10 protein-coding genes are annotated in these 15089 nt (G+C 72.0%); 4 read left to right on the top strand and 6 right to left on the bottom strand.

What is annotated here, in order from left to right:
- Positions 1-72 precede the first annotated feature (72 nt).
- From dxs to recQ, 3 genes are all read left to right on the top strand, one after another.
- Entirely contained in the window at positions 73-1986 is a 1914-nt protein-coding gene (gene dxs / locus ACF068_RS13125; protein WP_392274283.1) for a 1-deoxy-D-xylulose-5-phosphate synthase, read from the top strand.
- A gap of 158 nt (positions 1987-2144) precedes the next feature.
- Positions 2145-3656 carry an amino acid permease gene (locus tag ACF068_RS13120; RefSeq protein WP_392274282.1) on the top strand — a complete coding sequence of 504 codons (1512 nt, stop codon included), beginning with the start codon at positions 2145-2147 and terminating at the stop codon, positions 3654-3656.
- 84 nt (positions 3657-3740) lie between these two features.
- Positions 3741-5591, top strand: a complete 1851-nt coding sequence (gene recQ / locus ACF068_RS13115) for a DNA helicase RecQ (RefSeq protein ID WP_392274281.1) — start codon at positions 3741-3743, stop codon at positions 5589-5591.
- Positions 5592-5702: 111 nt separating this feature from the next.
- Here the strand turns inward: recQ and ACF068_RS13110 are convergent, their stop codons facing one another.
- From ACF068_RS13110 to ACF068_RS13090, 5 genes are all read right to left on the bottom strand, one after another.
- Entirely contained in the window at positions 5703-7832 is a 2130-nt protein-coding gene (locus ACF068_RS13110) for a 3-hydroxyacyl-CoA dehydrogenase NAD-binding domain-containing protein (protein ID WP_392274280.1), read from the bottom strand.
- Positions 7829-9043 (bottom strand): thiolase family protein, encoded by a 1215-nt coding sequence (locus ACF068_RS13105; protein WP_392274279.1) that lies wholly within the window; start codon positions 9041-9043, stop codon positions 7829-7831. Before ACF068_RS13105 ends, ACF068_RS13110 begins: the two co-directional genes overlap by 4 nt.
- A 276-nt stretch (positions 9044-9319) precedes the next feature.
- Positions 9320-10615: an HRDC domain-containing protein gene (locus ACF068_RS13100; RefSeq protein WP_392274278.1), complete on the bottom strand. Its 1296-nt coding sequence runs from the start codon at positions 10613-10615 to the stop codon at positions 9320-9322.
- A gap of 78 nt (positions 10616-10693) precedes the next feature.
- Complete coding sequence (locus ACF068_RS13095; RefSeq protein ID WP_064068756.1) at positions 10694-11359, bottom strand: response regulator transcription factor; 666 nt, start codon at positions 11357-11359, stop codon at positions 10694-10696.
- Between the two features lie 430 nt (positions 11360-11789).
- On the bottom strand, positions 11790-12464 hold the full coding sequence (locus ACF068_RS13090) for a DUF3000 domain-containing protein (RefSeq protein WP_392274277.1): 675 nt from the start codon (positions 12462-12464) through the stop codon (positions 11790-11792).
- Positions 12465-12555: 91 nt separating this feature from the next.
- On the opposite strand from ACF068_RS13090, the gene hemE reads away from it, so the two are divergent.
- Complete coding sequence (gene hemE, locus ACF068_RS13085) at positions 12556-13620, top strand: uroporphyrinogen decarboxylase (RefSeq protein ID WP_392274276.1); 1065 nt, start codon at positions 12556-12558, stop codon at positions 13618-13620.
- A 62-nt stretch (positions 13621-13682) separates the two neighbouring features.
- Here hemE and ACF068_RS13080 read toward each other — a convergent pair whose 3' ends face one another.
- Positions 13683-15071, bottom strand: coding sequence for an FAD-dependent oxidoreductase (locus ACF068_RS13080; RefSeq protein ID WP_392274275.1), 1389 nt, complete (start codon positions 15069-15071; stop codon positions 13683-13685).
- Between the last annotated feature and the right edge of the window lie 18 nt (positions 15072-15089).

Here is a 15089-nt window from a genome sequence, read left to right as displayed (position 1 = left end):
CACCGTCGGAGGCGGAACATTAGACTCGACCAAATCGGCAGCTCGACCAGCTCAACACGCAAGGAGGCACGGGTGGCTCTGCTGACCCGTATCACGGGCCCGCGCGACCTCGACCGGCTCGCCCCGGAGCAGCTGGACCAGCTGGCCGCGGAGATCCGGTCCTTCCTGGTGGACGCCGTCTCCAAGACGGGCGGCCACCTCGGGCCGAACCTCGGCGTGGTCGAGCTGACCATCGCCCTGCACCGCGTCTTCGAGTCCCCCAAGGACAAGATCCTCTGGGACACCGGCCACCAGTCCTACGTCCACAAGCTGCTCACCGGCCGCCAGGACTTCTCCAAGCTGAAGATGAAGGGCGGCCTGTCCGGCTACCCGGCTCGCGCGGAGTCCGAGCACGACGTCATCGAGAACAGCCACGCCTCCACCGTCCTCGGCTGGGCCGACGGCCTGGCCAAGGCCAACGAGGTGCTGGGCAGGAACGACCACGTCGTCGCCGTCATCGGTGACGGCGCCCTCACCGGCGGCATGGCCTGGGAGGCGCTCAACAACATCGCGGAGGCCAAGGACCGCCCGCTCGTCATCGTCGTCAACGACAACGAGCGCTCCTACGCCCCGACCATCGGCGGCCTCGCCAACCACCTCGCCACCCTGCGCACCACCGACGGCTACGAGCGCTTCCTCGCCCGTACCAAGGAGATCCTCGACCGCACCCCGGTCGTCGGCAAGCCGCTGTACGAGACGCTGCACGGCGCCAAGAAGGGCCTGAAGGACTTCATCGCCCCGCAGGGCATGTTCGAGGACCTCGGCCTGAAGTACGTCGGCCCCATCGACGGCCACGACATCGAGGCCCTGGAGTCGGCGCTGACCCGCGCCAAGCGGTTCGGCGGCCCGGTCATCGTGCACTGCCTCACCGAGAAGGGCCGCGGCTACCAGCCCGCCCTCGCCGACGAGGCCGACCGCTTCCACGCCGTCGGCAGGATCCACCCGGACACCGGCCTGCCGATCTCCTCCTCCGGCGCCGACTGGACCGGTGTGTTCGCCGACGAGATGGTCGAGCTCGGCCGCGAGCGCGAGGACATCGTCGCCATCACCGCGGCCATGCTCCAGCCGGTCGGCCTCGACAAGTTCGCCAAGGCCTTCCCCGACCGGGTGTACGACGTCGGCATCGCCGAGCAGCACGGCGCCGTCTCCGCGGCCGGCCTGGCCACCGGCGGCCTCCACCCCGTCTTCGCCGTCTACGCCACCTTCCTCAACCGCGCCTTCGACCAGGTCCTGATGGATGTCGCCCTGCACAAGTGCGGAGTGACCTTCGTCCTGGACCGGGCCGGCATCACCGGCACCGACGGCGCCTCCCACAACGGCATGTGGGACATGTCGATCCTCCAGGTCGTCCCCGGCCTCCGGATCGCCGCCCCGCGCGACGCCGACCAGGTCCGCGCCCAGCTCCGCGAGGCCGTCGAGGTCGACGACGCGCCGACCGTCGTGCGCTACTCCAAGGGCGCCGTCGGCCCGGCCGTCGAGGCCGTGGGCCGCGTCGGCGGCATGGACGTGCTGCGCGAGGCCGGCACCGACACGCCGGACGTGCTGCTGGTGTCCGTCGGCGCGCTCGCGCCGATGTGCCTGGAGATCGCCGGCCTGCTCGACCAGCAGGGCATCTCCACCACCGTCGTCGACCCGCGCTGGGTCAAGCCGGTCGACGAGGCCCTCCCGCCGCTCGCGGCCCGTCACCGCGTCGTGGTCACCGTCGAGGACAACGGGCGCGTCGGCGGCGTCGGCTGCGCGGTCGCCCAGGCGCTGCGCGACGCGGGCGTCGACGTACCGCTGCGCGACTTCGGCATCCCGCCACGCTTCCTGGACCACGCTTCCCGCAAGGAGGTCATGGCGGAGATCGGGCTGACCGCCCCGGACATCGCCCGCCAGGTCACCGGCCTCGTCTCCACGCTGGACGGCCGGTACGAGGAGGCGGCCGTCGAGACCGCCCGCGACTGACGGCACCCGTACCACCGCGCATTGGGCCGGTCGGAGCACCCCGAGGGGTTTCCGGCCGGTCCTTTCGTGTGAATGGGCTCTCCAGGGCGGGCGCCGCCCCGTCCCCCTCTCGATCATGGGCGGTAGAGGCCGATGGCTACGGAGGTACGCCGGTGAGTATGGGCCAGCAGTCACGTGACACCGGGTTGTTCCGGACGAAAAGTATCGAGCAGTCGATTCGGGATACCGAGGAGCCCGAACACGCACTGAAGAAGTCCCTGTCCGCCTGGGACCTGACGGTCTTCGGCGTCGGCGTCATCATCGGCACCGGCATCTTCGTCCTCACCGGAAAGGTGGCGAAGGAGACCGCCGGACCGGCCACGGCCCTGGCGTTCGTCACCGCCGGCGTCGTCTGCGCGCTCGCCGCGCTGTGCTACGCCGAGTTCGCCTCGACCGTGCCGGTGGCCGGATCGGCGTACACCTTCGCGTACGCCTCCCTGGGCGAGCTGCCGGCCTGGATCATCGGCTGGGACCTGGTCCTGGAGTTCGCCCTCGGCACCGCGGTCGTCGCGGTCGGCTGGTCCGGCTACGTCCGCTCGCTGATGGACAACATCGACTGGCACCTGCCCGCCTCGCTGCAAGGCCCGGACGTGGCCGGCGGCACCTTCGACATCCTGGCGTTCCTGCTGGTCCTGGTGCTGACGGTGATCCTGGTGCTCGGCATGAAGCTGTCCGCCAACATCACGGCGCTGGTCGTGGCCATCAAGGTCACCGTCGTCATGATCGTGATCATCGCGGGGCTGTTCTTCATCGTCGGCGACAACTACTCGCCCTTCATCCCCCCCGCGGTGACCCCGCCGACCTCCTCCGGCTGGGACGCGCCGCTCGTCCAGACGATCTTCGGCTACGAGCCGACGAACTTCGGCGTCATGGGCATCTTCACCGCCGCGTCCGTCGTCTTCTTCGCCTTCATCGGCTTCGACGTGGTGGCCACCGCCGCCGAGGAGACCAAGCTCCCGCAGCGCGACATGCCGCGCGGCATCCTCGGCTCCCTGCTCATCTGCACCGTGCTGTACGTGGCCGTCTCGCTCGTGGTGACCGGCATGCAGCACTACAGCAAGCTGTCCGTGAGCGCTCCCCTCGCCGACGCGTTCAAGGCGACCGGCCACCCCTTCTACGCCGGCATCATCAGCTTCGGCGCCGCCGTCGGCCTCACCACCGTGTGCCTGATCCTGCTGCTCGGACAAACCCGCGTGTTCTTCGCCATGAGCCGGGACGGGCTGCTGCCGCGGTTCTTCTCCATCACGCACCCGAGGTTCCGCACCCCGTACCGCCCGACCATCCTCCTCGGCGTGATCATCGCCATCATCGCCGGCTTCACCAGCATCAACGAACTGGCGACCCTGGTGAACATCGGCACGCTCTTCGCCTTCGTCGTCGTCGCCCTCGGCGTGATCATCCTCCGCCGCACCCGCCCCGACCTGCACCGTGCCTTCCGCACCCCCTGGGTGCCGGTCATCCCGATCCTTTCGGTCGCCGCGTCGGTCTGGCTGATGCTCAACCTGCCGGGCGAGACATGGTTCCGCTTCGCCGTCTGGATGGTCATCGGCATCGTCGTGTACTTCCTGTACGGGCGCGGCCACAGCCGCCTGAGCGCCGGCCGCCGCCCGGCGGCCACCGACGCCCCGTAAACCCCGGCCACCGGCACTACCGCACCGCCGGCCGCCCCGTCCGCCGTTTGGGCCGATCGGGGCGGCCGCTCGTAGAATCGGCGGATGACTTCCCCCGGCGACGCCCCCGCGGACCACGAGACCGACGACGCCCTGCGGGTGCTGGGCAAGGTCTTCGGCTACGACTCCTTCCGCGGCGAGCAGCGGGAGATCATCGACCACGTGGTGGGCGGCGGTGACGCCCTGGTCCTCATGCCCACCGGCGGCGGCAAGTCGCTGTGCTACCAGATCCCCGCCCTGGTGCGCCCCGGCGTCGGCGTCGTCGTCTCACCGCTGATCGCCCTCATGCAGGACCAGGTCGACGCGCTGCGGGCGCTCGGGGTCCGGGCCGGGTTCCTCAACTCCACCCAGGACCTCGACGAGCGGCGGCTGGTGGAGGCCGAGTTCGCCGCCGGTGAGCTGGACCTGCTGTACCTGGCACCGGAGCGGCTGCGCGTCGAGTCCACGCTCCAGCTCCTGCACCGCGGCAGCATCTCGCTGTTCGCCATCGACGAGGCGCACTGCGTCGCCCAGTGGGGCCACGACTTCCGGCCCGACTACCTCCAGCTCTCCACGCTCCACGAGCGGTGGCCCGACGTACCGCGCATCGCCCTGACGGCGACGGCCACCCGTGCCACCCACGCGGAGATCGCCACCCGGCTGGACCTGACCGGCGCCCGGCACTTCGTGGCGAGCTTCGACCGCCCCAACATCCAGTACCGCATCGCCCCGAAGAACGAGCCCAAGCGGCAGCTCCTGGAGCTGATCCGCAGCGAGCACCCCGGCGACGCGGGCATCGTGTACTGCCTGTCCCGGGCGTCCGTCGAGAAGACGGCGGCGTTCCTGGTGGAGAACGGCATCGACGCCGTCCCGTACCACGCGGGCCTGGACGCCCGCACCCGGGCCGAGAACCAGTCCCGCTTCCTGCGCGAGGACGGCCTGGTCGTCGTCGCGACGATCGCGTTCGGCATGGGCATCGACAAGCCCGACGTCCGCTTCGTCGCCCACCTCGACCTGCCCAAGTCGGTCGAGGGTTACTACCAGGAGACCGGCCGCGCCGGCCGTGACGGCCTGCCGTCCACCGCCTGGCTGGCCTACGGCCTCCAGGACGTCGTGCAGCAGCGCAAGATGATCGACGGCAGCGAGGGCGACGCCGAGCACCGCCGCCGCCTCGCCGCGCACCTCGACGCCATGCTCGCCCTGTGCGAGACGGTCGAGTGCCGCCGGGTGCGGCTGCTGGCCTACTTCGGTCAGGAGTCGACCCCCTGCGGCAACTGCGACACCTGCCTCGCGCCGCCGAAGTCGTGGGACGGCACGATCGCCGCCCAGAAGCTGCTGTCGGCCGTCGTCCGGCTCAAGCGGGAACGCAACCAGAAGTTCGGCGCCGGCCAGATCATCGACATCCTCCTCGGCCGCAAGACGGCGAAGGTCATCCAATTCGACCACGACGCCCTGAGCGTCTTCGGCATCGGCACCGAGCTCAACGAGTCCCAGTGGCGCGGCGTCGTGCGCCAGCTCCTCGCCCAGGGCCTCCTGGCGGTCGAGGGCGACTACGGCACCCTCGTCCTGACGGACACCTCCGCCGAGGTCCTCGGCGGCGGCCGCGAGGTCCTGCTGCGCAGCGAACCCGAACGCCCGGCCCGGGCGGCGAGGTCCGGCCCCGCCGCCAAGCGCGCCGCCGTCGCCGACCTGCCCGAGGAGGCGCTCCCCGTCTTCGAACGGCTCCGCGCCTGGCGCGCGGCCACCGCCAAGGAGCAGGGCGTCCCGGCGTACGTCGTCTTCCACGACGCCACCCTCCGCCAGATCGCCGCCGCCCCGCCCTCGACCCTCGAAGAGCTGGGCACCGTCAGCGGGGTCGGCGAGAACAAGCTCGCCAAGTACGGCGAAGGGCTGCTCGCCGCCCTCACCGACGCCTGACCCAGCCCGCCGCCCCGCCCCGGCCGGCCGCCGGGGGAGCGGCCGGAAACGGCGGACGGGCCGCGGGGGAGGTTCCCCGCGGCCCGTCCGGCCGGTTCGTGCGGCGACGCGTCAGGCGGGGACGCTCGCCACTCCCTGCTCCAGGAAACGCTTGCCGTTCACGCGCTCCGAGACGCCCTCGCGGTCCAGGTACGGCGTGATGCCGCCCAGGTGGAAGGGCCAGCCGGCGCCCGTGATCAGGCACAGGTCGATGTCCTGGGCCTCGGCGACGACGCCCTCGTCCAGCATCAGGCCGATCTCCTGCGCCACCGCGTCCAGGACGCGGTCCCGCACCTGCTGCTCGGTCAGGACGACGTCGCCCTGCTTCAGCAGCGCCGCGACCTCGGGGTCCAGCTCGGGCTTGCCCGAATCGTAGACGTAGAAGCCGCGCTTGCCGGCCTTGACGACGGCGGCGAGGTTCGGGGACACCGTGAAGCGGTCCGGGAAGGAGCGGTTCAGGGTCTCGGACACGTGCAGACCGATCGCCGGACCGACCAGCTCCAGCAGCACCAGCGGGGACATCGGCAGACCGAGCGGCTCGATGGCCTTCTCCGCGGTCTCGACCGGCGTGCCCTCGTCGATGACGTTCTGGATCTCGCCCATGAAGCGGGTGAGGATGCGGTTCACGACGAACGCCGGGGCGTCCTTCGTCAGGACGGCCGTCTTCTTCAGCTTCTTCGCGACACCGAACGCGGTGGCCAGCGACGCGTCGTCCGTCTTCTCGCCGCGCACGATCTCCAGCAGCGGGAGGATCGCGACCGGGTTGAAGAAGTGGAAGCCGACGACCCGCTCCGGGTGCTGGAGCTTGGAGGCCATCTCCGACACCGACAGCGAGGAGGTGTTGGTGGCGAGAATCGCGTGCGCCGGGGCGACCGCCTCGACCTCCGCGAACACCTTCTGCTTGACCGACATCTCCTCGAACACGGCCTCGATGATGAAGTCCGCGTCCGCGAAGCCCTCGGCCTTGTCCAGGACGCCCGACACCAGACCCTTGAGGCGGTTGGCCTTGTCCTGGTTGACGCGGCCCTTGGCGAGCAGCTTGTCGATCTCGCCGTGGACGTAGCCCACGCCCTTGTCGACGCGCTCCTGGTCGATGTCGGTCAGGACGACCGGCACCTCCAGGCGGCGCAGGAACAGCAGCGCGAGCTGCGAGGCCATCAGGCCCGCGCCCACGACGCCGACCTTGGTGACCGGGCGGGCCAGGCTCTTGTCCGGCGCGCCGGCCGGGCGCTTGGCACGCTTCTGCACCAGGTTGAAGGCGTAGATGCCGGACCGCAGCTCGCCACCCATGATCAGGTCGGCCAGCGCGGTGTCCTCGGCGTCGAAGCCCTTCTGGAGGTCGCCGTCCTTGGCCGCCTCGATGATCTCCAGCGCCCGGTAGGCGGCCGGGGCCGCACCGTGCACCTTGGCGTCCGCGATGAACCGGCCGCGGGCCACGGCGGCGTCCCAGCCCTCGCCACGGTCCACGTCGGCGCGCTCGACGACGATCTCGCCCTTGAGGACCGAGGCGGTCCACAGCAGCGACTGCTCCAGGAAGTCCGCGCCCTCGAAGATCGCGTCGGCGATCCCGAGCTCGTAGACCTGCTGGCCCTTGAGCTGCTTGTTCTGGTTGAGCGAGTTCTCGATGATCACCGAGACCGCGCGGTCCGCGCCGATCAGGTTCGGCAGGATCGCGCAGCCGCCCCAGCCCGGGACCAGGCCCAGGAAGACCTCGGGCAGCGAGAACGCCGGGAGGGCCGCCGACACGGTGCGGTACGTGCAGTGCAGACCGACCTCGACACCGCCGCCCATCGCCGCGCCGTTGTAGTACGCGAAGGTCGGCACGCCCAGCGACGACAGCCGCTTGAAGACGTCGTGGCCGCCCTTGCCGATGGCCAGCGCGTCCTCGTGGCGCTTCAGCAGCTCGACGCCCTTGAGGTCGGCGCCGACGGCGAAGATGAAGGGCTTGCCGGTGATGCCGGCACCGACGATGGTGCCCTCGCCGGCCTCCTTCTCGACCTGGTCGATGGCGGTGTTGAGGTTCGCCAGCGACTGCGGGCCGAAGGTGGTCGGCTTGGTGTGGTCGAAGCCGTTGTCCAGCGTGATCAGCGCGAACCGGCCCGCCCCGAACGGCAGGTCGAAGTGCCGTACGTGGGCGGTGGTGACGACCTCGTCCGGGAACAGCTCGGCCGCACCCTTCAGAAGCTCAGCGGTGGTGCTCACTTGCCCTCCCAGTGGGGGTTTTCCCAGATGACCGTGGCGCCCATGCCGAAGCCGACGCACATGGTGGTGAGGCCGTAACGGACCTCCGGCTGCTCCTCGAACTGCCGCGCGAGCTGCGTCATCAGACGCACGCCGGAGGAGGCGAGCGGGTGGCCGAAGGCGATGGCGCCGCCGTACTGGTTGACGCGCGCGTCGTCGTCCGCGATGCCGTAGTGGTCGAGGAAGGCCAGCACCTGGACGGCGAAGGCCTCGTTGATCTCGAAGAGGTTGATGTCCTCGATCGACAGGCCGGCCTTGGCCAGGGCCTTCTCGGTCGCCGGGATCGGGCCGTAGCCCATGACCTCCGGCTCGACGCCGGCGAAGGCGTACGAGACGAGGCGCATCTTGACCGGCAGGCCGTTCTCGCGGGCGAAGTCCTCGGACGCGATGATGGAGGCGGTGGCGCCGTCGTTGAGACCCGCCGCGTTGCCGGCGGTGACGCGGCCGTGCGTACGGAACGGCGTCTTCAGCCCGGCCAGGCTCTCCAGGGTGGTGCCCGGACGCATCGGCTCGTCGGCGGTGACCAGGCCCCAGCCGGTCTCGCCGGCCTCGGCGTTGGTGCGGCGCACCGAGATCGGCACCAGGTCCTGCTGGATCTTGCCGTTGGCGTACGCCTTGGCGGCCTTCTCCTGGCTGCGCACGGCGTACTCGTCGGCGCGCTGCTTGGTGATGTGCGGGTAGCGGTCGTGCAGGTTCTCCGCCGTCATGCCCATGAACAGGGCCGACTCGTCGACCAGCTTCTCGCTGACGAAGCGCGGGTTCGGGTCGACGCCCTCGCCCATCGGGTGGCGGCCCATGTGCTCGACACCACCGGCGATCACGGCGTCGTACGCGCCGAAGGCGATCGAACCGGCGACCGAGGTCACGGCGGTCAGCGCGCCCGCGCACATCCGGTCGATGGAGTAACCGGGCACCGACTGCGGCAGGCCCGCGAGGATGCCGGCGGTGCGGCCCAGGGTCAGGCCCTGGTCACCGATCTGCGTGGTCGCCGCGATGGCGACCTCGTCGATCTTCTTGGGGTCCAGGGCCGGGTTGCGGCGCAGCAGCTCCCGGATGGCCTTCACGACGAGATCGTCGGCGCGGGTCTCGTGGTAGATGCCCTTCGGGCCCGCCTTGCCGAACGGGGTGCGGACGCCGTCGACGAAGACGACGTCCCTGACGGTACGAGGCACGATGGCTCTCCTCCAGGTGCGGGATGGCACTGCACTGCTGCTGCACGCGGCTAAGCGCGCGCTTGTACGCCCCATGCTACTTACGGGTAACCAGACTGCACAGTCCCCCCGCCCGGAGCGTTGAAGGTCACACCCCCGGCCGCCCTTCTGAGGCGCGGCGGGCCCGTGCGCACAGCCTGGCCCGGCCGGGGTGTGGCGCCCCGGAGCGGCGAGATACCCCTGGCCCCGCGGGAAGCGCGGAGCCCCCGGCCGCGAACGGCCGGGGGCTCCCTCGCGTCAGGCCTTCGCCGCCGCCAGCGCCGCCAGCAGCACCGGGGTGACCTGCTCGATCTGCCACGGCCGCGCCCCGTACCCGGCGAGCGCCCCCGCGACCGTCTCGGCCGTGAGCTCGGCGGGCGGCTCCCAGCAGACCCGGCGCACCGTGTCCGGCGTGATCAGGTTCTCCGGCGGCAGGTTCAGCGACTCGGCGAGCGCCGAGACGGCCGTTCGCGCCGCGGACAGGCGCGCCGCCGCGACCGGGTCCTTGTCCGCCCAGGCCCGCGGTGGGGGCGGCCCCTGCAAGGGCTGGCCGGGCTGCGGGAGCTCGGCTTCCGGCAGGGCCTTCGCCCGGTCCACCGCCGCCTGCCACTGTTCGAGCTGGCGGCGTCCCATCCGGTTCCCGAAGCCGGGCAGCGCGGTGAGCGCCTGGACGTTGGGCGGCAGGGCGAGCGCGGCCTCCACGATCGCGGCGTCGCTGAGCACCTTGCCGGGCGACACGTCCCGCCGCTGGGCGATCCGGTCGCGGGCGGTCCACAGCTCCCGTACGACCGCCATCTGGCGGCGCCGGCGGACCTTGTGCATGCCGGAGGTCCGGCGCCAGGGGTCCTTGCGGGGCGGGGGCGGCGGTGCGGCGGCGATGGCGTCGAACTCCTGGTACGCCCACTCCAGCTTGCCCTGCCGGTCCAGCTCCTTCTCCAGCGCGTCACGCAGGTCGACGAGCAGCTCGACGTCCAGCGCGGCGTACCGGAGCCAGGGCTCGGGCAGTGGACGGGTGGACCAGTCCACGGCGGAGTGGCCCTTCTCCAGGGCGAAGCCCAGCACCGACTCGACCATCGCGCCCAGGCCGACGCGGGGGAACCCCGCGAGACGGCCGGCCAGCTCCGTGTCGAACAGCCGGGTCGGCACCATGCCTATTTCGCGCAGGCACGGCAGGTCCTGGGTGGCGGCGTGCAGGATCCACTCGGCTCCGGCCAGGGCCTCGCCCAGGCCGGACAGGTCGGGGCAGCCCACCGGGTCGATCAGGGCGCTGCCCGCGCCTTCCCGGCGGAGCTGCACCAGGTAGGCCCGCTGGCCGTAGCGGTAACCCGAGGCGCGCTCGGCGTCGACGGCGACGGGGCCGGTGCCGCGCGCGAAGGCGGCGATCACCTCGGCGAGGGCGTGCTCGTCGGCCACCACGGGCGGGATGCCCTCACGGGGTTCGAGCAGGGGGATCGGCACCCCGTCGACCACGCCGTCAGCGTCGCCGTCGTCCGGAGGGCCGCCCCCGGTGGTTCGCAGTGCTGTCTCTGCTGCGGTCTCTTGGGCGTCGGTCACCTGTCAAGGGTATCCGTGAACGGCGGGCGCCCGCCGACGGAACGTTCCGTCGACGGGCGCGGGGGTGGTGTGAACCGGTCAGTGGATGATTCCCGTACGGAGTGCGACGGCGACCATTCCGGCCCGGTCACCGGTACCGAGCTTGCGGGCGATGCGGGCGAGGTGGCTCTTGACGGTCAGCGCGGACAGGCCCATGGACACGCCGATGGCCTTGTTGGACTGGCCCTCGGCGACGAGCCGGAGCACCTCGACCTCACGGCCGGAGAGCTCCCGGTAGCCGCCCGGGTGACTCGGGGCACCCGGGGGGCGGCGGTGGCCGAGCCGAGCGGCCGCGGCGCCGATGGGGGCGGCGCCGGGCCGGGTCGGGTGGCCGATGTTGGTACGCGTACCGGTGACGACGTAGCCCTTGACGCCGCCGGCGAGCGCGTTGCGCACGGCGCCGATGTCGTCGGCCGCCGAGAGGGCGAGTCCGTTGGGCCAGCCGGCGGCACGGGTCTCGGACAGCAGGGTGAGCCCGGAGCCATCGGGCAGGTGGACGTCGGCAACGCAGATGTCGCGCGGGCTGCCGACGCGGGGACGGGCCTCCGCGATGGACGACGCCTCGATGACGTCACGCACTCCGAGAGCCCACAGGTGGCGGGTCACGGTGGAACGGACGCGCGGGTCGGCCACGACGACCATGGCCGTCGGCTTGTTCGGGCGGTAGGCGACCAGGCTTGCGGGCTGCTCGAGGAGAACGGACACCAGGCCTCCTGGGAAGGTGCGGGACACAGCCGGCTCGGGGAAGAAGCCGGGCGAACCGTGTTTGAAGGGTCACAGACCTCTTCGGCAGCCCGGGCGCCCGCCTTTAGGGGAAGATCACGATTTAGTGAGTAACAATTGGGGCAATTCGGACGGGCGATCGATCATCCTACGAGCGCCCCGTCCCGCGCGGGGCGCTCACCGGCCCCATGGGTCACACCCCCGTGCGCCGTTTCGGGCCGGGAACGGTGTCCCCTCCGCCGGGCGCGAAGGCGTGCAGCCTACGGGAGGCGGGGGGAGGCGGGGTGGGTGGGGGCGGGCGGGCCCGCGCCCGCCCGCGGAGCGGACCCCGGCGCGGGCGGACCGGCGCGGGCGCGCCCGGCGGACCGCCCGGACGGGCCACCGGGCCCGGGAGCGGCAGGAGAAGCAGGGCCTACGGGTGCTGCGGGCCGCGGCGCTGGGGGAGGGACACCACCGCCGCCGTGCCCGGGTCCAGGGGCGTCGGCACGGACGGCGGCAGGCCGCCGATCTGGCACAGCAGGTCGCACCACGCGGCCAGGTGCGCCCCCGTGTCCGGCACCCCGCCGCGCCCCTCGCGAGGCGTCCAGGACGCCCTGATCTCGATCTGCGTGGCCGGGCGGCGTTCGGCGAGTCCGCCGAAGTAATGAGAACCCGCACGGGTGACGGTGCCCGAAGCCTCTTCGTACGACAGGCCCCGCGCCTCCAGAGCGCCCGTCAGCCACGACCAGGACACCTCCGGCAGCAGCGGGTCGGCCGCCATCTCCGGCTCCAGCTCCGCCCGCACCAGCGTCACCAGCCGGAAGGTGCCCTGCCAGGCCTCGTGGCCGGCCGGGTCGTGCAGCAGCACCAGGCGGCCGTCCGCCAGGTCCTCGTCACCGTCGACGACCGCCGCCTCCAGGGCGTACGCGTAGGGGGCCAGCCGCTGCGGGGGGCGGGACGGGTCCACCTCGATCTCCGGGCGCAGCCGCGCCCCGCGCAGCGCGTCGACCGCCTGCCGGAAAGCGGGCGGAACGGACGTACCCTCCTTGTCGTCGGTTCCCTCGGCATCGTCGGAGTGATCGGAGAACTGTCCCTGAGCCGCAGCCATGCGGGGAAGAGTAGGCGGAAGGACGGCCTCGCGCAGGGAGGGACACCCTCACCACGCCAGCCGCTTGGCCGTACATGCGAAGATTCTGGGCGTGAGTGCCATTGACAGCCCTTCGGGCCAGCAGACGAAGACCTACGACTCCGCGTTCCTGAAGGCGTGCAGGCGTGAGCCGGTGCCGCACACGCCCGTGTGGTTCATGCGGCAGGCGGGACGGTCGCTGCCCGAGTACCTGAAGGTCCGCGAAGGCATCCCCATGCTGGAGTCGTGCATGCGGCCCGAGCTGGTCACCGAGATCACCCTCCAGCCGGTACGGCGGCACAAGGTCGACGCCGCGATCTTCTTCAGCGACATCGTCGTGCCCCTCAAGGCCGTCGGCATCGACCTCGACATCAAGCCCGGCGTCGGCCCGGTCGTCGCCGAGCCGATCCGCCGCCGCGAGGACCTGGACCGGCTGCGCGCCCTCACCCCCGACGACGTCCGTTACGTCACCGAGGCCATCGGGATGCTCACCGGCGAGCTGGGCACCACCCCGCTGATCGGCTTCGCCGGCGCGCCCTTCACCCTCGCGAGCTACCTCGTCGAGGGCGGCCCGTCCCGCAACCACGAGCACACCAAGGCGCTCATGTACGGCGACCCCGAGCTGTGGGCCGACCTGCTGGACCGCCTCGCCGACATCACCGCCGCCTTCCTGAAGGTGCAGATCGAGGCCGGCGCCTCCGCCGTCCAGCTCTTCGACTCCTGGGTCGGCGCCCTCGCCCCCGCCGACTACCGCCGCTCGGTCATGCCCGCCTCCACGAAGGTGTTCCGGGCGGTCGAGCAGTACGGCGTACCGCGCATCCACTTCGGTGTCGGCACCGGTGAACTCCTCGGCCTCATGGGCGAGGCGGGCGCCGACGTCGTGGGTGTCGACTGGCGCGTCCCGCTGGACGAGGCCGCCCGCCGCGTCGGCCCCGGCAAGGCGCTCCAGGGCAACCTCGACCCGGCCGTCCTCTTCTCCACCCCCGAGGCCGTCGAGACCAAGACCCGCGAGGTGCTGGACGCCGCCGCCGGGCTGGAGGGGCACGTCTTCAACCTGGGCCACGGGGTCCTGCCGACCACCGACCCGGACGCCCTGACCCGCCTGGTCGAGTACGTCCACACGCGCACCGCCCGCTGACGCGCGGGCCGACCGGCCGCGGTGGTGGGCGGAGCACCCGCCCACCACCGCGGCCGGCCCCGTTACGCGCCCGCCTTCCGTACCGCCGCCACCGCCTTGCGGGCGGCGACCTGCACCGGGTCCCAGACCGGGGAGAACGGCGGCGCGTAGCCCAGGTCCAGCGCGGTGATCTGCTCGACCGTCATCCCGGCCGTCAGCGCAACCGCCGCGATGTCCACGCGCTTGGCCGCGCCTTCCCGTCCCACGATCTGACAGCCCAGCAGCCGGCCCGTACGGCGCTCGGCCAGCATCTTGACCGTCATCGGCGCAGCCCCCGGGTAGTACCCGGCCCTGCTGGTCGACTCCACGGTCACCGTCACGAACCGCAGCCCCACCGCCGCCGCGTCCTTCTCGCGCAGGCCCGTACGGGCGATCTCCAGCGAGCACACCTTGCTGACCGCCGTCCCGACGACCCCCGGGAACGTGCCGTACCCGCCGGCCACGTTGGAGCCGATGACCTGGCCGTGCTTGTTGGCGTGCGTGCCCAGCGGTACGTGCCGCTCCCGGCCGGACACCAGGTCCAGCACCTCCACGCAGTCACCGCCCGCCCAGATCTCCTCCCGGCCGCGCACCCGCATCGACAGGTCGGTGAGCAGCCCGCCGTACACGCCGACCGGCAGCCCGGCCTCCCGCGCCAGCCCCGTCTCGGGCGCCACCCCCATGCCCAGGACGACCACGTCCGCCGGGTACTCGGCGGACTCCGTCGCCACCGCCCGCACCCGGCCGTCGTCCCCGGTGAGGATCTTGGTGACCTCCGCGCCGCCGACCGTGGTGATGCCGAGCCCGTCCATCGCCTCGTGCACCAGCCGGCCCATGTCGGGGTCGAGCGTCGACATCGGCTGCTCGCCCCGGTTGAGGACGGTCACCTCGTAGCCGCGCTTCAGCAGCGCCTCCGCCATCTCCACGCCGATGTAACCGGCGCCGACCACGACGGCGTGCGACCCCCCGGAGGCGTCCAGCGTGTCCAGCAGCGCCTGGCCGTCGTCCAGGGTCTGCACCCCGTGCACACCGGCCGCGTCGATCCCCGGCAGCGGCGGCCGCACCGGGCGGGCGCCGGTGGCGATCACCAGCTTGTCGTAGCCCTCCCACGACTCGGCGCCCGACTCGGCGTCCCGCACCCGCACCCGCCCGCCGTCCGGGTCGAGGGCGGTCACCTCGGTGCGCAGCCGCAGGTCGATGCCGCGTTCGCGGTGCGCCTCCGGCGTACGGGCGATGAGCCGGTCCGGCCCGTCGACGTCACCACCGACCCAGTACGGAATGCCGCACGCCGAGTACGAGGTGAAGGTGCCGCGTTCGAACGCGACGATCTCCAGCTCGTCCGGGCCCTTCAGCCGGCGGGCCTGCGACGCGGCCGACATGCCCGCCGCGTCCCCGCCGATGACCACCAGTCGTTCTCGTCCCAGCTTTCCCATGCGGGACACGCTACGACG

This window comes from Streptomyces sp. NPDC016309 (genome assembly GCF_043077235.1).
Classification (GTDB): domain Bacteria; phylum Actinomycetota; class Actinomycetes; order Streptomycetales; family Streptomycetaceae; genus Streptomyces.
The sequence above is the reverse complement of the archived record's forward strand: the minus strand, read 5'-3'. Positions and strand labels throughout refer to the sequence as shown.

What these genes read in the sequence shown, in the direction of transcription:
- ACF068_RS13120 (WP_392274282.1), top strand. Translation starts at nt 2,145, where the DNA reads ATGGGCCAGCAGTCACGTGACACCGGGTTGTTCCGGACGAAAAGTATC.
- recQ (WP_392274281.1), top strand. Translation starts at nt 3,741, where the DNA reads ATGACTTCCCCCGGCGACGCCCCCGCGGACCACGAGACCGACGACGCC.
- ACF068_RS13090 (WP_392274277.1), bottom strand. Translation starts at nt 12,464, where the DNA reads ATGGCTGCGGCTCAGGGACAGTTCTCCGATCACTCCGACGATGCCGAG.
- ACF068_RS13080 (WP_392274275.1), bottom strand. Translation starts at nt 15,071, where the DNA reads ATGGGAAAGCTGGGACGAGAACGACTGGTGGTCATCGGCGGGGACGCG.